At 62.5% G+C, this 26317-nt stretch carries 14 protein-coding genes; 1 reads left to right on the forward strand and 13 read right to left on the reverse strand.

Features of this window, described 5'->3' with window-relative positions; genetic code table 11:
- The first annotated feature begins 42 nt into the window (after window positions 1-42).
- Window positions 43-735 carry an aspartate/glutamate racemase family protein gene (locus AC1RO5_RS24890; RefSeq protein WP_493178204.1) on the forward strand — a complete coding sequence of 231 codons (693 nt, stop codon included), beginning with the start codon at window positions 43-45 and terminating at the stop codon, window positions 733-735.
- A gap of 1 nt (window position 736) precedes the next feature.
- On the opposite strand, the gene AC1RO5_RS24895 is transcribed toward AC1RO5_RS24890, so the two are convergent.
- The 13 genes from AC1RO5_RS24895 to AC1RO5_RS24955 form a co-directional block, all read right to left on the reverse strand.
- Window positions 737-1255 (reverse strand): GNAT family N-acetyltransferase, encoded by a 519-nt coding sequence (locus AC1RO5_RS24895; RefSeq protein ID WP_019579290.1) that lies wholly within the window; start codon window positions 1253-1255, stop codon window positions 737-739.
- Between the two features lie 215 nt (window positions 1256-1470).
- Window positions 1471-2448, reverse strand: coding sequence for a LysR substrate-binding domain-containing protein (locus tag AC1RO5_RS24900; protein ID WP_493178206.1), 978 nt, complete (start codon window positions 2446-2448; stop codon window positions 1471-1473).
- A 152-nt stretch (window positions 2449-2600) separates the two neighbouring features.
- Window positions 2601-3548: a peptidylprolyl isomerase gene (locus AC1RO5_RS24905; RefSeq protein ID WP_493178207.1), complete on the reverse strand. Its 948-nt coding sequence runs from the start codon at window positions 3546-3548 to the stop codon at window positions 2601-2603.
- Window positions 3545-4030 (reverse strand): YbjN domain-containing protein, encoded by a 486-nt coding sequence (locus AC1RO5_RS24910; protein ID WP_493178208.1) that lies wholly within the window; start codon window positions 4028-4030, stop codon window positions 3545-3547. Before AC1RO5_RS24910 ends, AC1RO5_RS24905 begins: the two co-directional genes overlap by 4 nt.
- A 20-nt stretch (window positions 4031-4050) precedes the next feature.
- Window positions 4051-4680, reverse strand: a complete 630-nt coding sequence (locus tag AC1RO5_RS24915) for a DNA repair protein (protein WP_493178210.1) — start codon at window positions 4678-4680, stop codon at window positions 4051-4053.
- 17 nt (window positions 4681-4697) lie between these two features.
- The gene (locus tag AC1RO5_RS24920; protein ID WP_493178211.1) at window positions 4698-6398 is read right to left on the reverse strand and encodes a putative porin; all 1701 of its coding nucleotides are present in this window, start codon (window positions 6396-6398) and stop codon (window positions 4698-4700) included.
- A gap of 40 nt (window positions 6399-6438) precedes the next feature.
- Complete coding sequence (locus AC1RO5_RS24925) at window positions 6439-7137, reverse strand: energy transducer TonB family protein (RefSeq protein ID WP_493178212.1); 699 nt, start codon at window positions 7135-7137, stop codon at window positions 6439-6441.
- A gap of 2 nt (window positions 7138-7139) precedes the next feature.
- Complete coding sequence (locus tag AC1RO5_RS24930) at window positions 7140-7565, reverse strand: ExbD/TolR family protein (protein ID WP_007901242.1); 426 nt, start codon at window positions 7563-7565, stop codon at window positions 7140-7142.
- A gap of 11 nt (window positions 7566-7576) precedes the next feature.
- On the reverse strand, window positions 7577-9385 hold the full coding sequence (locus tag AC1RO5_RS24935; protein ID WP_493178213.1) for a DUF2341 domain-containing protein: 1809 nt from the start codon (window positions 9383-9385) through the stop codon (window positions 7577-7579).
- A gap of 19 nt (window positions 9386-9404) precedes the next feature.
- A complete protein-coding gene (locus AC1RO5_RS24940; RefSeq protein WP_493178215.1) occupies window positions 9405-11003 on the reverse strand; it encodes a ShlB/FhaC/HecB family hemolysin secretion/activation protein in 1599 nt (532 codons plus the stop codon).
- A 53-nt stretch (window positions 11004-11056) separates the two neighbouring features.
- Window positions 11057-11668 (reverse strand): transposase, encoded by a 612-nt coding sequence (locus AC1RO5_RS24945; RefSeq protein ID WP_493178216.1) that lies wholly within the window; start codon window positions 11666-11668, stop codon window positions 11057-11059.
- 304 nt (window positions 11669-11972) lie between these two features.
- Window positions 11973-24452 carry a filamentous hemagglutinin family protein gene (locus AC1RO5_RS24950; protein WP_493178218.1) on the reverse strand — a complete coding sequence of 4160 codons (12480 nt, stop codon included), beginning with the start codon at window positions 24450-24452 and terminating at the stop codon, window positions 11973-11975.
- Between the two features lie 210 nt (window positions 24453-24662).
- Window positions 24663-25835: a substrate-binding domain-containing protein gene (locus AC1RO5_RS24955; protein WP_493178219.1), complete on the reverse strand. Its 1173-nt coding sequence runs from the start codon at window positions 25833-25835 to the stop codon at window positions 24663-24665.
- Window positions 25836-26317: the final 482 nt, after the last annotated feature.

Raw genomic sequence — 26317 nt, forward strand, 5'->3', positions numbered from 1 at the left:
TGGCACTCTCTTGCAAGGGTTTGCCATTCACAGGAGCACGACATGCGCACCATCGGCCTTATCGGCGGCATGAGCTGGGAGTCCAGCGCCGAGTATTACCGCCTCATCAACCAACAGGTACGCGACCGCCTCGGGCCGTTGCGTTCGGCGAAATTACTAATGTACAGCGTCGACTTCGGCCCTGTCGAACAAGCGCAGCATGCCGGGCGCTGGGACGATGCAGCGGCGATTCTGGTGGATGCCGCGCGACGTCTGGAGGCTGGCGGTGCCGAGTGCGTGGTGCTGTGTACCAACACCATGCACAAGGTGGCCGGGCAGATTCAGGCGGCGATCGATATTCCGTTCCTGCACATTGCCGACCCGGCCGGTCAGGCGGCACTGGACGCCGGTGCGTTGCGGGTGGGTTTGCTGGGTACTGCGTTCACCATGGAGCAGGATTTTCTCAAGGCGCGTCTGACGACCAAGGGCCTGACGGTGCTGGTGCCGGAGGCAGAAGAACGTCAGGCCGTGCACCGGATCATCTACGAAGAGTTGTGCGTCGGGGTGATCAGCGAGGCCTCGCGCCAGGTCTATCAACGGGTGATCGAATCGCTGACCGAACGCGGCGCCCAGGCGATCATCCTCGGCTGCACCGAAATCGGCCTGCTGATCAAACCCGAGCACAGCACCCTGCCCTTGCTCGACACCACCGAACTGCACGCGCAGGCGGCGGTGGCGTTTGCCTTGGGCGACTGACTCAATCGGCCTTGGGCGTGCGACGCAGGCGCGCCATGCTCAGGGTATCGACCAAGCGACCGTCACGCACCGCATAGTCGCGAAACAGGCCTTCGGTCTCGAAGCCGAATTTCCGGTACAGGCCGATGGCCGCTTCGTTGTCGGCGTACACCGAGAGTTCGACCCGTTGCAGGTTCATCCAGTTGTCGGCGACGTCGAGCGCCGCCGCCAGCAGTTTCGAACCGACACCCTTGCCCTGCCAAGCCACAGCAACCCCCATGCCGAAGCTGCCGGCGTGGCTGCGGCGGATTCGCGAAAACTGTTCCAGGCCGATGTTACCGATGACCGAACCCTGATGCAGCGCCACCAATTTTACCGCCCGTTCGTTGTCCGCCATCAGGCGTTGGCGCCAGACCTCGGTGGACTGAAACGGCATTTGCAGCACCTGACGGGCCACGGCCGGGTCGTTATAGAGGGCGGTGATGCCCTCGATGTGAGATTCGTTGAAGCGTTCGAGGGTAATGACGGAATCGGCGGGCATGAATGTTTCGTCCTTGATGCGTACATGGCCGCTTACTCTATAACGGTGCAAACCTCTGTGGCGAGGGAGCTTGCTCCCGTTGGGTTGCGAAGCAGCCCCCATTCTGAGAACGGTTTGTCTGATGCACCGGTTTGAATGGTTTTGGGGGTGCTACGCGCCCCAGCGGGAGCAAGCTCCCTCGCCACAGAAGTGTTCTTGCCGGAGGGTTGGTCGAGCTACTCGAACCACTCCCGCCGCTCATTGAAAGTGTTGTGGATCAGCTCGACGATCGCCTGCACCGCAGCTTCATTTCGGGAGTCGGCATTGACCGCCATCCACACCTGGCGCTCCATCGGTTGGCTGAAGAGCCCTGGCAACGCCACCAGCCCCCTATCGAATTGGCTCATGTAGTGCGGCAGCAAACCAATGCAGGCGCTGCAGCGGACCATCTCCAGCATCAGCTCATAGGAATGCAACTGCACCACTCCCGCCAGACGCTGCTCCACCAGGCTGTTCCACGGCCCGAAGGCGCCGATCTGGCGGTCGTGTTGCCATTGCACCAGCATGAAATCGGCCAGGTCGCCCAGGCTGTCCGGGCGGGCCGCGACCCGCGAATAGCGTTTGGCGATGTGCGGCAGGTAGTCCAGCCGTGCCAGACGCCGGGGCTCGGTGATGGCGAAACTGGGGCCCGGTAACGGCGAATCAGTGCCCGCCAGCCACACCACCACATCGGCGCTGATCGCCCGCAGGGACAGTTCGCTGTCGAGGGAGATGATGTCCAGGCGCACGCTGGCGTTGCGTCGCAGCAGCGAGACCAGGTCGCGACCGAGAATGTCGTGCAAGATCGACTCGGCCACGGCCAGGCGAATCAACGGCTGCTCGATTACCGGCAACTTGCGCTCGTGCACCAGCGCGATCAACTGTGCCTGCAACTGCTGGCCGTCACGACTCAAGGTCAGCGAACTGCCCTGAAACTTGAACAGCGAACGTTGCAACTGTTCTTCCAGCTGCGCAAGGTGCTTGCGCAGCAGAGTCGCCCGCACATTGAGGCTGCGCGCGGCCTGCATGAAACAGCCACAACGGGCGCTGACCATAAAATATTGCGCCACCTCGGCATCGATCCCGGCGGCCAGCGCCAGCCAGGATCCCGATGGCTCGCGCGGGGATCGGTATTCGACAACACCCTGACGTCCTGTGGGTTCTATGAATGACATCGATGACTCCCTGTCGATCTTTGTTTGTTTTGAGCTTGTGTCGGACGTGATGACGCCTTCGCGGGCAAGCCTCGCTCCTACAAAAGCTGGCTCAACTCAATCCCGTAGGAGCGAGGCTTGCCCGCGAAAGCGCCCTGCGCCACACCGCCGAACTAAAGCCTCTCCTCCAAAACTTTGTTGAGCTCGGCCCCGTCGATGCTCAACGTCGCCGTATTGAGCATGCCTTCCAGGTAAGCCTTGGCAATCTGTTCCTGACGCTGGGCACGCAAGGCCTGGGTCAGGCGTTCGCGCAGTTCGTCCAGGGTCGCGGTGCGGGCCGGTTGCTGCTCGGTGAGTTTGATCACATGGAAACCGGCCGCGCTCTGCACCAGCTCGGACACGGCTCCGACTTTCAGTCGTGCCACCGCGCCACGCACTTCCGGCACCAGTTGCTGCAACGGTTGCAGGCCGGTGTCGCCGCCTCGTTCAGCGCTGGTTCGATCCTGCGAATACTGACTCGCCAACGCCGCAAACTCCGCCGGCGCGGCCTGGGCTTTTTTGCTCAGCTCCGCAGCCTGTTTGCGCACGGCATCGAGGTTTTGCGGATCACTCATCCCGAGGAAAATCTGGCTGACCCGGTACATCGGCGGCGTCACCCAACCCGCCTTGCCGGCCTCATAGGCTTGCTGCAGTTCAGTGACGCTGGGGTAATCGGCCGGCACCTGACTGACCGACTGCAAGTAGTCGCGAAAGACGATCTGCTCGGCGGCGGCGCGGGTTTGCCGTTCGATCTCGGGGCGCTGACGCCAGCCTTGGGCGTCGGCTTGTTCGAGCACGGCTTTCTCGGCCAGGCGCGAGCGAATCCAGCTTTCCAGCGCCATGCGATTGCCGCGCAATTGTTCGCGGGTGGTTTCCGGCAACGTAGCCAGCAGCGCCTGCAATTCGTCAGGCGATATCTGCAGATTGCCCAACCGCGCCACCGCAGGCCCGGCATTGACCGATACAACGGGGGCAGGCTGCTGTGCGGCGACCGGGTCGCTGCCCGGCCGCACCACCAGCGCCACGGCCACCACCAGTAGCGCCACCGCACCGGCGCCGACCACCATGGCTGGTTTTTTCACAGTGCAACTTCCTCTTGCTCAGGCACGGCGACCTTTGGCGTCGGCACCGCCTCGCCGTTCTGGCCGCTGTTCTGACTGTATTCGCGCAGGTAAACGATGAACTCCTGAAGCAAGCGATCCCAGAGTTCAAGGTTGCCGCGCAGATGATCGTCGCTCACCCCGGCGGCGACCACCACGTCCATTTCCATCAGCAGAAACTCGCCCTGCACCGACATCCGGGCAAACCGTCGCGAGGCATTCCACAGTTGCGCCAGCCCGGCCGGCAATTCGCCCTGCACCCGCAAGGCGCAACTGAAGGTGAAGTCGACGTAGCGGCCCTGCTCGGCCGCCGGGTTGCCAAAGCGCACGGCGTAGCCGATGCCCTGGCTGGCGCTGAGCAATTGCACGATGCCGTTCTGTTCCGTTTGATTGACCCGGTAACCGGCGGCTTGCAGCACGTCGGTGAGGGACTGTGGCGATACGTGGCTGATCAATTGAGTCATGTGAGAGGCTTCCCTGTCATTCAATGAGCGATCGCGGCCTGGGGCGCGTCGAATTGCGTTTTATAGAGTTCGTCGCCAAACCCTTGGGCCAGTTCTTCGAACTTGACCCGGGCGCTGCCTGCGAATGGCTGGCGGATCTTCATCACCTCGGCGACGTCGATCTTTTCATAGGCCGCGAGGATTTCCTTGGCCACGCCATACATCTGTTGATTCTTGACCGAACATTGCTGCATTTGTGTGTCACGTTCAGCCAATTGCGCCGCAAGCCGCGCGCGCTCGGCCTCTTTGCCCCGGGCCATCACCAACAGTTCTTCGTACGCTTTCTTGAACTTGCCGATTTGCTCGCTGCTGGCCGCCGCTTGCGCCTGGGCCTGGTTTTGCAGGCTGTCGTGCTGACCGGCCAGTTGTTCGGCCACGCCTTTGACCTTGGCCAATTCCGCCGTCAGTTGCTTGATCTGCGCTTGTGCAGCCTTGGCCTGACTCTCGGCCGCCACTTGCGCGGCGCTGGCCTGAGCCTGCTGGCTTTGCAGGGCCTGCAACTGCTGGGTGGTGCTGCGCAGTTGGGTGCGCAAGCGTTCCTCCATGCCTTCGGCGCTCGCCCCTTGAGTCAGCAACAACCCCAGGGCAAACAGCAGGATTTTTGTGTTCATGACGCTCTCCCTGCGCCTTAGAAGCGCGTGTTGATTTCAAGCTGCAAAACATCGATGTCGAACGGCGCGCCGTACACCGCTTCGGAGCTCAACCAGCGCCCGGTGGCGAAGACGTTCTTGGCCAGGCCGTAGTTGCCGCCGAGGAAGTAGCCCTTGGCATTGGTGCCGCCGAGGTGGAACGACGAATCGTTGAAACCGTCCGGCAAGGCGTCCGGCTGGATGTATTTGTAGCCGGCGAAGAAGTTCCAGTCGCCCTGCTTTTTCAAGTCCAGCGAGTTGCCGAGGGTGAACTGCACCATCCAGGCATTGGCGCCGCTTTCCACTCCGCCGTTGCTGTCGAGGTTGTTGACGATCTGCCCCGCCGAGCGCTTGCGCATCTCGCCTTCGTCGTAACCCAGGTTGTGGATGTAGTCGGCCTGACTGCGCAGTTTGAAGTCTTCCGGCAGGTCGGTGTCCCACACGACGTTGAGGTCCAGCAAGTTGAATTCCGAGGCCAGGCCGACAAATTGCGGTTGCGGCGTGGTGGCCGGGTTGAGCGGGTTGGGGGTGATGTCGCGCAGCAGGAACACGCTGTTGCCCTTCTGCATGAACGCCGAGCGGCTGCCATCGCTGTCGCAGCCCGGTGCGCCGGCCCAGGGTTCGCAAGGGCTGGAGCGCTGGCCTTCGATGTCGTCGAAACGGTAGTAGGCCAAGGCGCCCTTCAGACGGTTGTTGCTGTTGATCGCCCAGTTGGCGCCGATCTGCGCGCCGTACAGCCACTTGTTGTCGCTTTCTTCCTTGTCGAAACCGTTGCTGGTGCTGGTGTCGTTGGTGTATTCCACCGGGAATGCGCCAACGGTGCCGAACAGGCCCCAGTCGCGGTTGAGTTTGTGGTCGAAGATTGCCGCCACGCCATCGAAGTTCAGGTCATTGGAATAAAGCATGTCGGTGGAGAAGAACGGATTGGCGATCCGCCCGCCGGTCAGGGTCAGCTGATCGGACGGTTTCCAGGTCAGGTAACCCTGATCGAGCCAGATGTCTTTTTTGCCGAACCCGCCGCCGAGGGTCTGGGTGGTGGACACCGGGTTGTTGTCCGAACCGGTGCCGATGCGTATGCCGGCGGTCCACTCCGGCGAAATCACCGCTTTCATGCCCAGGCGCGCCCGCAGGCGGAACAGGTTTTCGCGGTCTTCGCGGGTGTTGAGCAACGGCGGCAGGTTGGTGCTGCTGTTGGGGTTCACGTCGTACGGGCCGTTGTTATTGAGCCTGGCGAAGTCGACGATCTCGTTGCTGTTGGTGCCCGAGTAGTAACGCGATTCGTCCCGCAGGCGAATGTCGCCGTCGAAGCTGATGCGCGAGACCCAGTCCGGGAAGGTATTGGGCTGGGCCCAGTTTTCCTGTTTGGCGGTGGCCATGACCTCGGCCTTGACCTGGTCGCGGATCTGATCGCGTACCGCGGCCGGTACATATTGCACCCGTACATCGCCAGGCGCGGCAGCCGGGCCGGCCGCCACGGCAGTGCTGGCACTGGCCGCCTTCTGGGCCTGCACGGCTTCGTTCTGGGCCTGGGCAATCAGTGCTTCGGCCTTGTCCTGTTTCAATACGCCTTGCTCCACCAGCAAGCGGATCAGATTGATCGTGGCGTTTTCCGAGGGCGCAGGGGCTGCCGCTGCGTGCCCGACCAGGGTCGCAATGACCATGCCGACCGCCAGGGACAATCGATTCACGTTGGAAATCATCTGCACACAACTCCTTTTGGCAAAACCTGAAAATGTTCGGTTAACCCGGACGCCGCCCTTGCAGGGACAAGCGCACAGGCAAGGTCATGGAGGCCGGTGGCCGTTCGGTTAAATGCGGGGCGCCGCGCAACGCGGCGAGCACCTGAGCGTCGACGTCCGGGTTGCCGCTGGACTTCACCAGCTCGACCCGGGTGATCTCGCCCACGCTGCTCAGCCACACGTCGGTCTGCAGCGAAAAAGCCAGGTTGCGCAGGTCCGGGTTTTCCCGCAGCAGGCGCTGGAAGGTGAACGCCAAAAACTGGCTGTACGTGCCGTTGCCCAGGCGTCCGCCACCGGAACCGGCCATGCCATTGCCCTTGCCAACGGGAATGCCGCCTTGGCTGGACTGGGGATCGCCGTCCATGTCCACCGGTTTGGCCAGGTCATCCACCGGAGATGGCGGCGCCTCTTCTTCTGGCTTGACCTCTTCCGGTTCCGGGGTCGGTTCGGGCTCGACCATTTTTTCTTCCACGGGGGGTTGCGGCTCCGGCGGTTTTTCCGGCGGCGGAGGTGGCGGTGGCGGCAACGGAATAATCGTCGGCACCTTCGGTGCTTCCCGGCGGATGCCGCTCATGTCGTTGGCCCACTGCCAGAGAAACCACGCAGCCACGCCGGCGATCAGCAACCCGACGCCCCATATAACAAAGCGCAAGGGCGATGGCTTCACCGGCAACGGCTTGAAGGGTTGTTGTGCGGTCATGGTCAGCCCTGGGTCGGTTTGCCGGTGACGAGACCGACCTGGGACAGTTCAAGCCGGCGCAACAGGTCCAGCACCTCGATGACTTTCTGGTACTGCACCGTGGCGTCGCCGCGCACGATCACCGGGAAGTCGGGGTTCTGGGCCTTCTCGATGCGCAGGCGGTCTTCGAGCTCCGCCAGGGTTACCGGGTAGGCATCGAGGAACACCTGGCCGCCGTCGTTGACCGAAATTGCCTTGGTCTTGGCTTCGGACAGCGACACCGAGGCACTGGCCTTGGGCAGGTTGATCTGGATGCCGGAAACCTGCGCGGTGGCGGTGAGGATGAACATCACCAACACCACCATCAGCACGTCCACCAGGGGCGTGATGTTGATGCTGTCCACCGCTGCATCATCGTCATCGTCGTGGGAGGTATTGACGCTAGCCATGTCAGTACTCCTCAGGCCGGGACGGATGCGTTGGCGTGGTGGCCGCGCCGATGGGCCGCTTCACTGGACTGGCTTTCGCCGTGCATCTCCGCCAGACGGGTGATGAACTCGTCGACGAACACCCGCATGTCGGCGCTGACTTCCCTGTTGCGGGTGATCAGGCGGTTGTAGCCGAACAGCGCAGGGATCGCGACGAACAGGCCCATGGCGGTGGCGAGCAAGGCGGCGGCCATGCCTGGGGCGATGGCGTTGATGTTGACGTCACCGGCCATGGCCGTGCCGAGGAACACCACCATGATCCCCAGCACCGTGCCGAGCAGACCGATATACGGACCGCCGGCGATGGCGTTGGACAGGGTCGAGAGTTTCGAACTGAGCTGCTGGTTCTCGCGGGTGCGCACGCCGTCCATGGAGCAGCGAATCGCTTCAATGGTCGCGGCCGAAACCGATGAGGTGTCGGCACCCTGCTCGCGGCGAGTGCGGATTTCCTTCACCGCCACCTGATACAGACGCCACAAAGAGGAGTGTTGCAAACGCTGAGCGAGATCCTGATCGTCGGCGAACATCTCCAGGCGCGTGCCGACCTTGGCGAACTGCTCGCGGAACGCTTCGTTGGCGGCGCTGACGCGGCTGACCATGCGGTTCTTGCGGATCATGATGACCCACGACTGGAACATCATCAGTACCAGTACCGCGATGATCACCCAGGCGTCCGCCGGCACGGCGTTGAGCAGGAAACCGAGGCTGCCGAAGCCATAACCCGACTGTTCTTCATCGACGCCGTAAGCCACCAGTTTCGACTCGGCGCCCTGGGAATTGGCGTCCGCCAGCAACTGCGCGGCAGGCCGGGCGACCTTGGACAAACGAAGTTCGTCGATGGCGCCAGTGAAGGGCTGAAAAGTGCCTGGGATTGCGCCCGGCAGGTCGGCACCGATGGCCATGACCGAATTGAACGCCGGCATCGCTAGCGCAAGGCTCGCGGTTTCACGCCCGTTGACGTACAGCGAAACCTTGCTGCCCTCGGCAGTCAGTGCCAGGTGCTGCCATTGGCCCGGGTTCAACGGCTGGGTAGACGCAGCGCGCTGGCCGTCGATCTCCACGAACGGCATGCCCTGGTTCAGCCCCAACAACAGGCTGTTGGCCCCTTCCCGTCTTGCCAGCACCAACTGCTCGCCATTGGCCTGATCCACACGCAACCAGGCACTGAAGGTGAACGCACTGCCAGTGTTGTGTTGCAGCGACGGGCTGGCCGGCAGCAGCAATGGCTGGCCACTGAACTGCAACGCTCGCCCCATCACGCCGTCGATGCTCGCGCCGGTCGCGCTTTGTGCGGTGTTGCCGTAGGCGGTGGTGTCCTTGGCCGGCGTGCCATTGGCGCCATCGAAGTGATAGAGCGCGGTGAAGTTCGGGTCGAAGGTCAACTGACCGTTGCCAGTGGCCGGGGCTTTCTGGTTGCCGTAATACATCCAGATGTCTTGACGCTGACCGCCGCTGATAGCCGGCACATCGACCCAGATCAGCGCCATGCCCATCAGCGGGTCGAAGCTTTCGATCTGATGGTTGAGCACGGTTTTGTCATCGGCGGCGATAAAACGCAGGTCTGAACCGTCTTCCTTGACGCCGTCGAAGGTGAAGTTGCCGGTGTGCAGGCGCACCAGCAGCGCCGTGCGGCCCAGCGTCTGGTTGATCGCCGCGCCCTGGGGCGTGGTGTCGACCGAAATCTGTTTGCGGTAATGCCAGTCATCCTGCCACCAGGCCTGGGCGGTGGCCGGGAGCACGAAGCCCAGGCAGATCAGGAAAGCGATGAATAAGCGCTGCATGAAGAATTACTCCGTAGGTTCAGAACGTCGCTTGCAGGTTGAAGTGCAGGCGCGATTCCTGTTTAGAGGTGTTCGGCCCTTCGAGCAGCGGATAGCCCCAATCCAGGCTGCCGGACAGCCATTTGCTCAAGCTCGCGCGGGTGCCCAGGCCAACACTGGCCAGGGCGTAATCGGCGTCCTGATCGGGGAGCTCGTCACGCAGGTACAACCGGGCGCCTTCGGCGAAGGCGTAGAAGCGCCACTCCTGGACGTAAGTGCCCAGGTACTTGGCGAGGGACGGCGTACGCAGTTCCTGAGACAACAGGTAACCGTCGTCACCGGTACGCTCGGCGGCCAGATAACCGCGCACCGATGTCGCGCCGCCGGCCGAGAACTGCTCGTTGGATACCAGCGGCCCGGACGCCAGCTGGAACGCGGCTTTGGTCGCGGTCTGCCAATCGTTGCCGAAGGTGAAGGTGTAGCTGGTGTCGCCCTTGAGCACGGCGAAGCTCGGGCTGGCGCGGTAGCGCTTGTAGTCGAAGTCTTCATCGGAGCTGCCGTAACCGAACAGGCTGCGAGTACCGGCCACCAGACTCAGGCCGAGGCCCAGTTGTGAGTTTTCGGTGTAGCGAAAGCCGTTGTAGGCGAAGGTGAACGGTGCGTATTGCAGCGGCACGTTGTCGCTCTCGCCGGCCAGGGTCAGGCGCTCGTCGAAGTCCTTGAAGTCGATACCGGCCGACAGCGCGTTGGACCAGTTGCCGCTGGACGGCAACGTGTAAATCGCCGAGATCCCGTAGGAGTGACCCTTGCCCAACACGTTGCTGCCACCGATGGTCGCGACGTTACTGTCGGATTGATAACCGGACAGTTGCACGCTCCAGCGCTCGCTCAACGGCGCGGTGTAGGAACCGGACCAGACCTTGGCGTTATCGGTGTCCTGGGGTGCGGTGAAGTACGTCAGGGAAATGCTGTGGCCCAGTTGCCACAGGTTGTTGTAACCCAGGCTGGTGACGGCGCGCAGTTTCTCGGTGTCGGCGCTGTAATCGTTGTTCAGCCCGACGCTGGCCTGCCACGGATTCTGATCCTCGACCTGCAAGTCCACGTCCATGGTGCCGGGGCGCTGCCCTTCACGCACCAGCGGCATCACCTGCCGGCCCGGGGTCTTGTTGAGTTGCGCCAGCTCACCCTGGACCTTGCTGAAGTCCGGCACCTCGCCTTCTTTCAGGGCCGGCACGTCTTCGCGGATGTCCACGGGCGAATAGTGTTTGGCGCCGACGACGCGCACCCGGCCGACTTTGGTTTCACTGACGTGCAGATAGACGATGCCGTCCTCGACTTTCTGCTCCGGCAACTCGACGAACACCGACTGATAACCCCGGGCCTGGTAAACCTTCTGCAGGGCTTCACGGGCGCCCTCGATATCGTTCAGGGTCTTTTGCGGGCCGAGAAACGGGTACACCGCTTCTTCGATCGCCCGGGCATCGAGCACGGTGTTACCGCGCACGAAGTATTCGTTCACATCGACCAACTTGTTTGCCGGCGCCGCCATTGCGGCGTCTTCGGCCAATACCGGCTGCACGCCGGCCGCCACCAGCAGCCAGCCCCACAGCGCCAGCCGTGACTTGAAAAGATGCTCCACACCACCCCCTGAATTCGCAATGACCGTCGCTGTTTGTCCAGCGCCCGGCCCACTCAATTGCTTGCTGTCGATGTCGCGGCGTGTTTGCCCAGCCAGGTGTGCAGCAGCGCGAAGTTCAAGGAGAACTCGGGCATTTGCAGCAAGGCACCGCAGAACACTTCGCCAATGATTTTCTGGATCAGCTGCACCGCCCGCGGGTTGTTCAACAGCGTGGCGATGTCGCGGCTCAATACGTTGAAGCTCCAGACCTTCTGGTTCAGGTCCAGGCCGACGAACCAGCGGAACAGCAGGTTGTAATTGAGCTGTTCGTAGAGTTGCTGCTCGCTGGGCACCGAATAGAGCAACTGCAGCAGCAGGATGTGCATGACGGTCTGTGGGGCGATGAGCATGCCGGGCTCTGCGTTGAGGCCGAGCAGGATGTCGCGGTGTTCTTCGAGCAGGTCGTCGATTTGCGGGCGCAGCAGCACCAGTGAATGGCCCGGCGGGATGTAGCTGGAGACTTCTTTCAAAGCGCCCTGCCAGTCATCCTGAGACACGATCCAGACCCACGGCGCACCGTAGCGATAGACCGAAACCGGCTTCTTGCGCGCGGCTTCGACGATCTTCGACAGGCGTTGATCGAGTTCTTGCATGCCCACTTTCGAGTAGCGTTCCATAGTCCCCATTGCCTCACTCCCGGCTTCCCGCCCTCGGCTGGAAAAGTGGCCTCGCGGCCCCCTCAAGCACGTCACATAGGCATGACCGGAATGGCTTTGTGCTACCGAACTTTTGTCACAAAAGCTTCATTTCAAAAGAGGGCCAGATCAGCCCGAGCGGGCTGCCCGCGAAGACGTCGATACAGTCAACATTGATGTCGCCTGATTTGATCGTTCCCACGCTCTGCGTGGGAACGATCAGTGTGTCTGTACACTCGCCGGACTCGTAAAAAAAAGGGCGACCCAAAGGTCGCCCAAACTTACAACGAGAGTTCTATAACGTGAGGCTGCCCCGCTCCTCTTCGGTCAGGCGCTGCCGGGCCGATTCATCCAGGGTTCCGGCACCCAGCACCTGCACCGGACTGTTCGGGTTGTACCCGGCCTCAGGTGCGCGGCTGGCGCCATCGCGGGTCGGCGCCAGTTGCTCGGAGCCGAAACTCAACACCTGCACGGTGAACACCGACGCCTGATTCTGCCGCGCCGCAGCCTGCTGCTGACGCGCCACGTCCTCCGCCGCCTGGGTGGCCGACGACGCAGCGGAGCTGGCCGAGGTGATCGCACCGGTATTCACCGAAGCGGTCATCGGTACACCGGACGACTTGCCCTGGGTCTGGATGTTCGCCGCGTTCACCACCGTCAATGCCGCGATGTTGACGTTGCCCGACACCCGAATCCCCGCCTCGCCGGCATCGATGGTGCCCAGCGGTGCGATCAGGTCGATGTCACCCGGCGCCACCTCGGGAATCGGGTTCAATGTCGCGATCCCCGCACCGGTGCTCGGCACCGATGGCGACAGGGTCACGTTGCCCCAGGTGTCGTACAGACGTTTGGGTGGCGTGTAGACCACGGTGGTTTTCGAACCGCGACCGGCGTTGATGTCGCCCTGGGCCGACCAGCCGAGGATCGAGCCGCCAAAGGTGGTCATGATCCGGCTCTGGCCGAGCAGAATGCTGCCTTTGGCATACAGCTCAATATCGCCCTCGCCCTGGGTGATCACACCGGCCGTGGACGGCGGCGCCGTGCCTTCGATGCCGAAGATCTGGCCACCGCCCGGCGTGAGCATCTGGATGCCGCCACCAAAATCGGTGTGCACACCGGCGCCGCCGTACAGCGTGATATCGCCCTTGTAGCTGATCGGGTTACCCGCCACATCTTTCTCGGGGAACAATGCGGCGATGGCCTCGCGACCCCGCACGTAGCTACCCTGACGCACTCCGCCCTCTTCGTTGTATTCGCGGCCACCGGCCTTGAGTTCGGCGAAGTACACCTCGCGGGCAAACACTCGACGCTGCTCGGCCGGCAGCGCTGCATAGAAGCTGCGCGCCTGCTCCGGGGTTCCGCTGAAGCCATAGCGAACGGCCAGCCAGCCGGCCAGTTCGGTTTCGTAGATCTTGGCGACTTTACCGTCCTGACTGGCCAGCCCAAGACCGGCCTCAGCCAGGTTCGCGGCCGACAGATAGGGGGTGATGAAGCGATCGTAGTCTGGCCCGCTGGCGCCAACCCCGGCTTGCATCACAATGCTCGCTCCGGCTCTGGAATCCCCTGGCACCACGGCACCGATGCTGGTCACACTGACCTTGTCTTCCATCAGCAAATTGCGCCCGGCACTGAGTTCCAGTGTGCCGGGACCGGCGACGTTGAAGTTGCTGTAGAGGATGTCGCGTCCGGCGGAGGCGATGGAGATGTCATTCGGGTTGTTGTGGATGAACAGGTTGCCTGCGTGGGTATACGCCCCCACAACTGAGTCACCGCCCTGACCACCGCTCAACCCGGTTCCGCTACTGACGATGTCTCGCCCGGCCATCATCCAGACCGGCCCGCCGCCCTCATACCAGGTTTGCCCCAGACGAGCATCACCGGGTGTGGTAAAGGTCATTGCCCGACCGCTGCTGACCGCCAGCAAATCGCCGTTCACGGCGTAAAAGCGAGCGGGGTTGGCATTAGCGTCCCCTTCACCGGCCGCACTGTCTGGACCAAAGGCGAACAGTGGGAAGATGCTAGAGCCGGCCCCGTAACGGTTGCCGGTTTCGGAAAGATTGCTGCTGACGATGGCTTGGGTGATTCCTGTGGTGACGGTTGCGACAAATGCCGGTCGTTGCGGGGTGGCCATCGCACTGCCGGATGCATTCGATTGAGTGACAGTCAGATCACCGCCATAGATGGAATCACCGGCCAGAAACTGCAATTCCCCGCTCGCCGACGGTGCGAGTACTAACGCAGGGCGGCGATTGCTCACGCCACCACCGGTCCCCAGCCTGCTGGCTTCGCCATAGTAGAGATTGCCGCTGGCCGCAACGGCACGAAGAATGGAGGGGTAAACCACCGCCAGGTCCGTCTCCACACCTTGGGTGTAAGGCGTGAGATTACCGCCCGCCGAGAACAGATCGATGGCGGTGCGCTCTGTCCACAACGTGAACCAGCTGCGCCCCAGCCCCTGAACGCCGGCGCCAGAGATAAACGCCGAACCGCTCATCAACGGCGCACGCCCCGGATCCGCGACATCCTGTACGACCAAATCTCCAGACGTCGACAAGGCAAACGTGGCATCGCCGGGCATCAATGTCAGCCCGCCCGCCGCAAGGCCACGGGTCGCACGGAATACGTCATAGGCACGGGTTTCACCAGGAGACTGGTCGTTCAACACACTGCCGTAATGAAGGTTGAGGCTGCCCATCGATGCACTGTCGAGTTGAGCATGACCGCGCAGATCGATCACTGCTCCGTTGAGATGCCCGGTGACGATGGTGCTGGCCGGATTGATTGCGCCGCTGACACGCAGGTCAAGGTCGCCACCGCCGGTCAGTTGCACGTTGCCATCGGCGCCCACACGCCCGGTGCTGCCCACTGCCAGTACCAGCCCTTGGCTACGTGGGTTGATATTGGAATTGAACGTGCTGCCGGCCAGGGTATTCAACACCCCGGCATCACCCGCCACCTGCACATTCAGGTCACCACCGCCCAGGGTGCCGTAACCGGTGAAGCCCACCATCTGATCGGCGCCACCTCCGACCATCGAAGCGGTGTAGCTACCGAAGTTGATCCACCACGCCGTAGGCTGCGCCGCACCGCCGGTTGCCACCCCGCCATCGCCCTGACGCCAGAGCCAGTTGCCCACGTTTGCCGAGTCATAACCGGCATCCGCATTGTTGGGCCGGCCGATCGCATTGGCCGGTGCGGTGATGTTGCCGGTGAGGTTGCCCCCGACCTTGAGCGTCAGGTTACCGCCAGCATCCGGGTACCACGCCCGATAGACGCTGTCGGGACCGCCATTGACCAGATGCTCGTAACTGCCATTCGCGTCATTGAGTACCGTACCCAATGCCCCGCGGCCTTTGGCCTGGTTGTACGGATCATTGGCTTGTGTCGGCCCCGACGAGCTGCCGGCGGTGTAGACGCCAAATAGCGAATCCATGCGCAGGTCGCCAGCGCTTAACAACTCAATGTCGCCGGTACCCGTGCGCAGTACGCTCAAGCGCGTGCTGCCTGGGACCAACTCGTAGCTCGTGCCACCCGACGCCACGCACCAGTACGGCACATCGGCGCACATGGCTTCAATCGAGTCGTAGCCGACCGTTGCCTTGATGTAGTCCAGGTCGATTGGCTGGCCAGCGATCGAGGAGTCACCGAGCTCGTCCGCACCCTCTTGGCTCCAGATCATCGAACCGCTCTTGGCCTTGCCGAACATGCCGTAATGACTGTCGGCCAGATGCAGGTCGCCATGGGCCGCTTGTGGCTGAACAACGCGGCTGTCGGCCGCCTCGGTATCCGCCCCGGCAACCAGGCGCAGTGACCATGACTGTGAGCCCGGCTCCAGCATTGAGGCGATGGCCCAGATCCGTCCCTGACGTCCGGCGACTTCCGGACGCAACTGCACCGAATCCACCCCGGTGGGCAGTTTCACATCGGTGCCGGACGGAATCAGCGCGCCACGGGCCAGCGCCAGACTGCCGACGAGATTCAACACATTGGTCTGAGCATTCATTGCTCCCGCGACACTCGGCAACGGCACCCCCTTGGGCCAGACAAAGTTTTGCAAGGACGCGGCGCTGGTCAACAGGCTCCCGGCTCCCAATTGAGAGTCGGCGGCCAGGGTTACGTTTTGCGACAACAAGGTGCCGGCGGCAAACAACAGGTTGCCCACGTTATCGCGCACGTCGGCCGCCAGAACAGTGCCCGCTGGCAGTACCAGTGGCTGAGCGAGTGTCACGGCCATCGGTAAACGAGTGCCGGCGACCACCGTCACGCCTTTGAGCGGTACGTCGTAGTTCAAAGTCGTCCCGGCCGGGAACGCGGTGCCGTCGGCCAGGGTGACACCGGCGCCCGGCACAACGATATCGCCACCGGTGAAATCGATACCCGGCAGCAGCACCCAGCCCTTGTCGTCCTGGGTCGCGGGGGGTGGTGCAAAACCGTCGTTGATGCTGCCGTAGATGCTCAGGTCGCCACCGGCGCGCAAAGTCAGGCTGCCGGATTCGCCAGAGCCGTAAACCGAAGTCTTCTGCGTGTGCGGATTGACGCTGGCGTAGCGGTAACCGGACAGGTCCAGATCACCCTGCACCACCAGGTCGCCATCGGCGGTGGAACTGACAATTTCGACCCCTGGCCGCAGATGGAAGGCATCGGCATACCGGGCGTTGTTCAGGCCCGCCAGCTTGCGTTGCATCAAGTCGCTGTTGGCCAGCGCGGCGTTGATGAACTGGATGCTCTGTTGATGTTTGCCGTCCAGATAACCCTGATCGATCACTTGATACGGCCGGCCGCTGGCCGCCGGGTCAATGCCCAGCGGTGCATCGTCGTACTGCCAAGTGGCGTTCACGGCGATGGAACGCGCCCCCTGAATATCCAGATTGCCGCTGGCATCAATGGCGATGTCCCCGTAGACCGGATCGGGAGCATTGAGTCCCATGCGCCGTGCATTAAGTTCCAGGGTGCCGCGAGCACGGCCATCGTTCTGCCCCGGGAGATTGCCGACCGCGACATCAGTGCCGTGACGCAAATCGATGCGCGCACCGCTGGCCAGGGTCAATACGCCCTCGCGTGAGGTCAGGTCGACCATAGCGCGGTTCGGCGAATCGATGATCTTGCCGTAACTGTCTACCCTCAGTCGGCGGCCATGGGCGTCAAGCAAGACGCCGCTGCCCAGGGTCAAGTTGTTTTTCGCCGACAGGCTAATGCTGCCGACCCGCTCGCCACTGGCGTCTACCGTCCCATTGACCCACAGGCTGCCGTTATCCAGCGACACAGTGATGTTAGAGGCTTTAAGGTCGTTACCGATTGCCAGGTCGCCCTGCTTGAGCTGGAAGCTGCGCGAGCCGAACACTTCGCCCTGATTCAAACGCTGGTTGAGCGCCGCGAACTGCTCACTCAAATTGCCACTGCCACCCAGGCGCTGAGCCTGGATCTCGACCTCACCGGCCTGATACGGCATGTAGGTGCCACCGGCGTCGTATTCACCGCTGCTGCTACCCAAAATGCTGCCTTGCAGGTCGACCATTCCGGCCGCCGAGCCCAGTGCCACGGCGCTGAGTTGGCCCGCGCGGTTATTGCGCGCCGACAGATCGATCCGCGAGCCGGCGCTCTGAAGAATGTTGCCGTTGCGGCTCTGCAGAATGACTTCACCGCCGCCGCTGTACTTCGTCAGATCATTGAAAACAATGGCACGCCCGGCCACATCGATCAGCGCGCCATCGGCCAGTGTCAGGTCGTGGGTAGCGTTGAGGGTCAGCTTGCCGCTGGGCAGCACCACCGCGCTGGCCAGGTTGATGCTGCTGCCGCGCATCGACAGCTCGGCGCCCAGGCCGTTTGCATCAGTCACAGCCTTGGCCGTGCCGCCGACATTGATGGCGCCACCGGCGGTGATGTGGTTGACCGACCCGGCTTCACCGGTCATCAACGGCGTGACGATGTTCAGGTTGCCGCCGCTGTAACTGAAACCCTTTTGCGCATCGAAGGCGCCCTGGGTCTGGTACACCGCGAGGCTGCCTTTGTGATTGGCGGTGATGCGCTCGCTGGCCGTCAGATTGACACTGGCAAAGCCCAACGCCAGACGATCAAGGCTATCGACCGAGTTGGGCTGGGCAAAGTCGCCGTAACCGAACTCGATGCGCTCGGCCTGAATATCCAGGCGTCCGCTACCGGTACCGGCACCGCCGGCGATCACGGTGCCGGGTACGCCTTTGGCGCCGTTCCAGATCAGGTTGGAGGTGCGGATCGTCGCCACGTCGTTCGCGCCACCAGCGCCATACATCGCCGGGGTGGTGAGCATCAGGTTGCTCAGCCGCGAACGACCGGTCTGGACATCGTAGGTGTCGAGGCTGGCGCTGCCATAGAAATTCAGTGCTTCGCGGGCCGACAGTTCAAGGGTTTCCAGCGCCGGCGCACCGTACTCGGTATCGCCCTGCAACAAGCGTTCAAGCACTGGCTGGCTGAGGCTCAAACCGGTGGGCAATACGTTGCGCGTCGCGGCATCGGTCAATGCCTGGCTGCTGCCGACGTTGATGTTGCCCACGGCCAGGGTCAGGTGGCGCGTGCCGTAGCGCACCTGATCGTCCAGTTCCAGTGTCTTGCCCGTGGCCGCGACGAGGCTGCCTTCGGAGTAAAGCCGTGTCTGCCCGGTGCACAGGCTGTCGCAGCCGCCCACGCTGATCGAACCACTGATGGTATTGGGCGCCAACTGCACGTTGAGCAAGCCATTGGAGGCCGCGAGCAGGTTGGTCGCCTGATAAACGAAGCCGTCCCGGGCATCAAACGACGCAGCGCCTCGGCCAATGGTGTTGATCATCGCGCCCTGCTCGACCACCAGGTTACCGTTGCCGGTCACCAGGAAAACTTCCGGGGCCGAGAGGGTCGCCCCCTGGCGCAGGGTAATGTTCGAACTGGCGCCAACGCCGGTAAAGTTGATGTAGTTACCGCCCTGGCCATAGAGCACGTAAGGCAGTCGACCGACCATCAACCGCGTCGCCTGCAAGGCATTCAGGCTGTCGGCATCCAGCGTGATGCCGGCGAAGGCCGGGGTAGCCTGTTGCCCCCCACCAACGATTTCCAGATCGACGTTGGGGATGGCCGACAATGCCACTACGGTACCGCCATACCCACCCGGTGCCGCGTCGAATTTGCCGGTGCCGTTAAAGGAAAACGCCTGTTCCTTGGTGCCCTTGAGCAAGGCCAGTTTGAGGGTTTTGGCATCCACCGGCAGCATCGCCCGTGGGACACCCAACCGCGCGGCATCGGCCACCGCAAACTGGGCGTAGCTGGTTTCGTTGTATTGCGAATAACGGCGCAAAACGTCACCCGAGGTCAGGATCAACTGGCTCGCGACACTGTCACGCAGTCCGGTATTGGCCACCGAAAGCGTACCGGCGGTGGTCCACGAACCATTGCGCATCCGTTGCGCGCCAGCCACCGTGCCCAATCCCGCCAGACCGTTGACCTCGACCCGGAACGCCCCCGGCAACATGGCATAGGTGGAAGGCATCAGCGTGTAGGTGCCGGCCGCCAGCCCGGGCACGCCAGCACCAATGGTGACTTGACGACCGATCACCGGATCGACCGCGCCACCTTCAGCCGCCACTGGTGCGTAAAGACTCTGGTTGCCCGGCACGATGGCGTACACCGGGTTGCTGGAAAGGCCCGGCAAGGTAAAACCACCGTTGGCGCCGATTTGCACCAGCGGGTTGTAACGGGCATCGGTCGAACCGCCACGGCCGGAGATAAACCCGGCCCCCAACAAATCACCGCCACCGGACAGGTCCAGTACGGAGCCTTGCTGTGCCGTGATCGACTGCCCGCCCAAAATCACCCCGACCGTCAGATCACCGTTCTCATTGAGCACGGATCCTTGGCCGACCAGTGCCACATTCTTGCCGCCGTAGCTGTAGGTCTGACCATCGACGGTGCCGCCATAGGGCAACACCAGACCTTTGCCACTGACAGAGGTGAGGCTGCCGGGAAGCAACTCGACGTTCGTTGTGTACGGCAACGTCGCTGTACCGATTTCGAGAAGCCCCAAAGGTGCGCGTACGACGCCACCTTGTTTGATCGTTGCCGCACCCAGTTGCAAGCGGCCGAACACTGAATACGGCACCGGCTGAGTCACGTCTCCCACACGACCGATGACCAACGATCGTGACGGGTCATAGACCATCGTGCCCAAGGAGTTTTTGCCTAACCCCGCCAACACCCGAGCGCCGACACCCGTCGCCGGATACAACTGTGCAGCCTGCAACGTCATATCGCCCGGGGTGATCAATTGCGTGCTAAAGCCGACCGGCATGTCATCCCCGCCAACGCCAGCGAGGAAGCGCAAATCGCCGCGGCTGTTCAACTGAACCTGGTCGAAGCCCTCACGCTCAACGTCGAGGGTCGAATTGTCGGCCCGTCGCAACGTGCCTTGTCTGCTGAAAGCCACGCTGCCTTGTATATCAAGCAGATCAGTATTGACTGCAAAAAACGCCTGATTATTCGCGGTAGAAACCGAGCCCTCGATCACTGGCCGGTGGTAGTTTTCTTTGCCTGTCGCATCCGCAGCCAGAATCCCGGCCAACAGCACATGCGGCGCGTTCAGCTCAACCCGGGTATTGGCGGCGGCGCCCTTGGCCAGACCAATGCCCCGGGAATACAGGCTCAGGCTTTGGCCGGTGGTCAGCGACACATCGCCAGCCACGCTCAACAAGCCATTGCTGAGCAGCGCCACGGTGTCGAAACCGCCGGCCTGGACCTGATCAACGCCCAATTGGCCGCGACCATAGACCAGCGAACCGCCATTCTCTTCAGGTGAGCCATTCAAGGTGCCAGGTAAATGCGTCTGGCTGAGGATCAACTCACGGACCTGCAACACCCGATCCGTGACGGTGGCGTTCGGGTAGTAAGGTGTTTCGAGCGCCACCGACAAACTGCCGCCCGCCGCCCCCGCACCGCCCGCCTTGGCGTTGAAGCTACCGTCCAGATACAAGCCATTGTTGGAACCCAGGGAAATACTCCCGCCGTTACTCGCCACCCAGGTTTTGCCCTGACCGGTGATGTCCAGCAGCGCCTGGGTACCTGAGGCTTCCAGGCGCGAACCTTCACGCAGTACCACGAACAGATCGGACGCCGTGGCTATCCCGGTTTTACTGTCGATCTGGCCTCCAATCACGATCTGGCCGCCATTGCGCACCTGCCCATAGGTCCTGCCACGGACATCGACCGCCGTCGCCGCGCGGGCCGCGACATCGATCAACGCCTGTTCACCAAGCCAGATGGAACGGCCATGACCGATGGCGTTCACTGCCTCGGACACCGGCGCCGCGACACTCAGCGCGCCCAGCGTGACCTGCCCGCCCCAGGCATTCAGCGTGCCGTTGACGGTCAGTTGCCCGATGCTGCGCAGGTTGATTGACTGGCCAGGGTCAACGCTGATCGCTGAGCCCTGGCCAAGGGTCAATGCCGTACTGGCCATGTCGGCAGCACCGGATTGTGCGGTGCCGGCATTCAGGCTCAGGCTGGCGCCGTGACGCTGGGTCAGCACGCCTTTGAGCGGATTTTCCTGATACAGGGTCGGCAGCCAACGCTCCAGCGCCGTCGCCGGTTCCGCGCCAGTGGCCGTCCTCGCGGCGTCTTCGCCAAAGCGATAGGCCGGCGTAGTCACCTCGACCTGGGCGCCGTCCGCGACGATCAAGCCTTCATTGCCGGTGATGTCGTAAGCCGAAAAACCCTTGTTGAAAAAGTCGGCGGCCAAGTGCAGCGTGTTGCTCCCGGGCGCGGCGGCCGCCTCGCCGATCTCCACCTTATGGGACTGGATTTTCAAGGTGCCGCCACCCGTCACGCCTTCACCGCGCAACTCGGCCCCGAGCGTCAACGACCCCGTCCCTGATGTGTTGCTGTCACCCGCTACCAGGGTCAGATCACCGCCCTTGCCGCCCCGGGTCTTGCCGTCGGCCATAACCGCGCCGCCAGAAGACACATCAATCAAGCTGCCCGCCTGCAAGTCAATATCCCCGGTGCTGCGCAACGACACCGCGCCGCCATTGAGGTACGGCAAACGGGTGCTGTCGCTGGCATCAAGCAGCAGGTTGCTCCACAGACCGGCGGTGTTCAGTCGCACGCCATCAGCCACCGTTACCTGAGCCTTGAAACCACTGCTGGGTGCCAGGATCACATCGCCGACCACGAAGTTGCTGTCGATATTGACCTGTTTGAGCACGTTGCCCAGACGAATGCTGCCACCGCGAGCGGTGAGGTCAGCGTTGGCAGTGACTTGCGGGGCATACAGGGTGATTTCGCCGCCGTCAGCCACGGTCAGTGCGCTATCGACCTGAACCTGTTGCCGGACCGCGACCTTCAGCGCGCCGAGCTGGAAACCACTGAGTTGATCGCCGTCCAGTTGCAGTTTCCCCTGCCGATCACTGGCAACTACAGAGGTCAGGTCAAGGCCGGCGGCGATCTTCTGCTCGACATCGCCAATGAGCACCTGATTGAGCGTCGGGTTCAGGCCACTGTTGAGCGAGCCCGTGGTGGTGTCGTAAATCGGCGTGTAGTTACCGACCAGCAACTGTGCCCGTCGAGCGACGGCGGTCTGCGTTTGCTGGTAGCCGTCGAGGCCGGGGTTCGGTGCTTGCGTCTGGCGCTCGCCCTTGAACACTTCACCGACGATCTGCCCCTCGAGCACCGCGCTGGTGGTGGCGATCACCAGTTTGCCGGCGTCGCGGCCCACGGTGTAACCGTCCTCGAACCGTTGCTTCGGTGCGATCAGCGGGCTGTAGTAATAGTCGGTCTGCCCCCAGCGTTCGCTGTGATCTTCATAGCCGTTGTAAAGCCCAGAATAAAGAATGTCCCCCGGTGCCCGCGACAACTCATACAAGCGGCCATTCGGTCCCTTGAGCCAGGACTGGCGCACGTAACCGCTCTGCACATCCAGCGTGCCGCCCGACAGGTTGAGCTGCGCGCTCTGCTGAGTCACCACGTCATTACCGGTGAACGTCAAAGTCCCGCCCTGGGCCATCCATTCGCCGACGCTGTGATTTTGCGTGCCGAGATAGCCGCCCACTTCCAGCAAACCACCGGCGGTATACCAGCGATCAGTGGCGTAGCCGTTAGTACCGGCGGGTACATGCACCAGCTCACGCAAATCGACCCACACGTCACTGTTGCTCAGTTTGCCGCCATCGCGGTTGACCGGGGCATCGCGCTGCTCGTTGCCCTGGACGTTGACCTTGATGCTGTTGGATTCCATCGCCACTTTGACGCCGATGGCACCGGACACATCGATCACCGCGCCCTCTCGCACCAGGCTGCGACGTCCGGCACTGGCTGCAACCTGGCCGCCAGTGGCCAGGGTGATCGAACCGTTCTGGAAATCGACGCTACCGCCGCTGACGATCTCGACCCGCGACTGGTCGGTGCGGTCAGCCACACTGCTGAGGTTGTTGAAACGACCGGTGTTGAGCGTGTTCGATAAACCGTCGAGCCCCGCCAGAGCTGCATTGCGCTGGCTGTCCAACGCCGAGCCACCAGCGGCATCGAGCAGGATCGCCGTGGTACTACCCTGACCGAGCGTCACGCTGCCAGTGCTGTCGGTGGCCGAGTTGAGCAGGTGCACGGTGCCGCGAATGTCGACCGAGGTGCTGGCCACGGCCACGGCGTTTTGCTGCACCTGATGCCCGGTCAAGGTGATGTCGCCGGTCGACGCTTGAATCAGGCCATTGTTGATCACCGTACCGGCGCTGCTGCCGGTTTTGAGCGCGGTGGCCACTTCGTTGCCGCGGGTGGTCGAGCGCAGGTTGCCGCTGGTGCCGACTCCGCGACGGATGTAAAAGCTGTCGCCGGCGGCCAACGTGGTCTGGCCTTTGGCGGTGACGATGGAACCGGCGTTCTCCACTTCGCTACCGAGCAGCAACGCATAACCACCCGCATCGGTGGACGATGCCGCCTTGTGGGTTTCGATCAAGGCACCGCGCTCCACCAGTACTTTGCCGGCGGCACCGGCGAAGGTCGGCTGACTGCCGGTGGCGTCCACATACAGGCCGCGCTGACTGAACTGTACGTCGGTGATCGTCGCGGCGGCGGCCACCAGGTTGCGCACGTTGACCTGGCTGGTGCCACTGAACACGATGCCGTTGCGGTTGATCAGCATCACCGTGCCGTCGCCCTTGATCTGCCCCTGGATCTGACTGGGGCGCGCACTCGGGTCGTTGATACGGTTAAGCACCGCCCAGTTCGATTGCTGCTTGAAGTCCACGGTGGTGTTGCGCCCGACGTTGAAGGTTTCCCAGTTGAGAATCGCCTTGTCGGCGGTCTGCTGGATCTTCACCGTGGTCTTGCCATCGGCCTGACTTTGCTCCGGCGCCTGGGCATTGGCCCAGCCCTGGGTCAGGCTGTTGTCGACTTGCAAACCGCCCTCGCCCAAACCATCCGGCACAGTCTGCACCCGACCGAACGCAGCCTGCCGCCCCGCCGCTTGCGCGGCTTGCTGCGCGGCAATCGCGGCCACGGTGTTGTTGAGGTTGGTCAGTGAACGCTGCAACTGTTGATTAGCCTTTTGTTGCTGTGCCAACGGTGGCGGCATCCCCGGCACGGCCGCCCCTGGCCGCGCCGCGCCGGCAGACTGCGCCGCGCCCTTGGCGGCAAACCAGCTGGAACTGAATGCCGTCGCCGCATGGGCACTGCCGGTCACCATCAACAGCGCAATGGCCTGAGCCAACGGCTTGAGCCGCAATATCGACAGCTCACCATCACGACGCGAAGCACTCGGTTTTGCCAGAGGTTTGCAGCGCAGCATCACTACTCATCCTTTCGATTTGCAGAAGGTCTGCAACGCCGCGCTATCAAGCGGCCAGCGTTGCTTATAGGGGATAGGCGGTTTCGCCAAGGCGCGACCGAACTTCTGTCACGCAATATTCATCTGGCTGTTTTGCCCGGGTCACACGCAAAAAATCAGCAACGGCCTGCGCCGTTGCTGATCGGGTATTGCGGGTCGTTGAAGCGAGGGTTACAGCGGACGACCGATGGCGTTGCAGACGTTGGTGTTGCCGATGTTCTGAGCGCTGGTCGCGGTCAGGAAGCTGCTGCGTACTGCAGTTTTCCAGGCTGCTGGCAGCGGCACAAAGCGGTTGGCGGTGATGGCGGCGTCGTTGTTGGTGGCGGCGTTGGCACCGTAGTGACGGGTGAAGAAGTCACGCACTTGCGTGCTCTGGGTACCGTCGGCATAGCACTGGCTGAAGATCAGGTTGGTGAAACCCAGGATCGGGTAACCGGTGGATGGGTAAGCCACGACACTTGGATCGGTCGGGCTGGTGGTGGCGGCGAACACCGGTACCCAGGCGTTCGGGTTGGAGCGGTTGGCGACGGCAGGCACGGCGACGGCAGCGATAGCGGCCGACACGTTGGCAGGCGCTGGCGAAACACCGGCAACCTTGGCGACTTTGGTGGCGTCGTCCAGACCGGCCAGGGTAGTCGCTGCGTAGTCCGGGCTCATGTAGGTGATGCGGCCCTGAACAGCGTTCAACGCAGTCATCACAGCCTGGCTGCCGGTGGCGGAAACGGCGCCGGCTGGAAGGCCACCGCTGTAGCTGGAGGCGAAGTTGGTGGTGATGGCGAAGGTGCCGGTCTCGGCGCATTTGGCGTTCAGGAAGCGAGTGAACAACTCAGTGGTACCGCTGCTTTCACCACGATAAACCACGTTGATCGCGCCAGTACGGCCGGAACCGGTGATCTGGCTCCAGTCGGTCAGACGGCCGGAGAACACGCCGCACAGTTGGTTGACGCTCAGATCAACGTTGGCGGTGCCGGTTTTGTTGAATGGAATGGCAACCGAAGTGGCCACCGAAGGCACCTGGATCAATGGGCCCCAGGCAGCGCCATGTGCCGACACGTAGCTGCTCAATTCGGTAGCGCTGAGTTTGGAGTCGCTACCGGCCCAATGCACGTTCTTGCCGGTGGTGCCGGCCACGAACTTGGTGTAGTCGTTGTTCAGGAAAGCAGCCTTGCCGTTGCCGCTGCCGACACCGATGTAGGGGGCGAAGCCAGTGGTCAGTACGCCGGCGGTCTGGTACAGCGGTTGTGGCAGGGTCGCGCCACCACCGTTGATGTCAGCCATTGCAGCCTGTGCCGAGCACAGGGCAGCGAGGGTCAGGGATACCGCGAGAACGTTGCGCTTAAACATGAAGAGTCTCCTTTCATCGTGTTCGTACGTTGGGTGAGTTGCTCGTGCATGACGCCATGGCGCTCAAGTCCTGTGCCCGGAACCGCGTGGGTCGAACGGCGTATGGGGTGAGGCCATGGGTCAGAAGTTCGCAGCTTCCAGTGACAGATAAAGGAAAAAACCTCGGGAGCCGGGCGTTGATTTTTCGGCGGATTCTCGGGTGTTTCACCGAGTTTTAAGCGGGGTTTGCCCGAGATTTTCGGCGGTTTGGCCAAAGCCTGGCTGGAGGGCTTGATGGGGCGTTGCAGATGACAGAATGACGAACCCGAGGATGGCTCGGGTGATGGTGCGAGGCTTGAAAATAATTTTGTGTGGGTGAACAAAATCTTGTGCCCCCCCTGTAGCAGCTGCCGAACGCAGCGATCTTGATCGTTCCCACGCTCTGCGTCACTAGTGTCCGGTAAAAACTAAAGGGGGAGCTTGCTCCCCCTTGCTGTGCCTGC

This window comes from Pseudomonas sp. GW822-FHT02G04, from assembly GCF_058802085.1.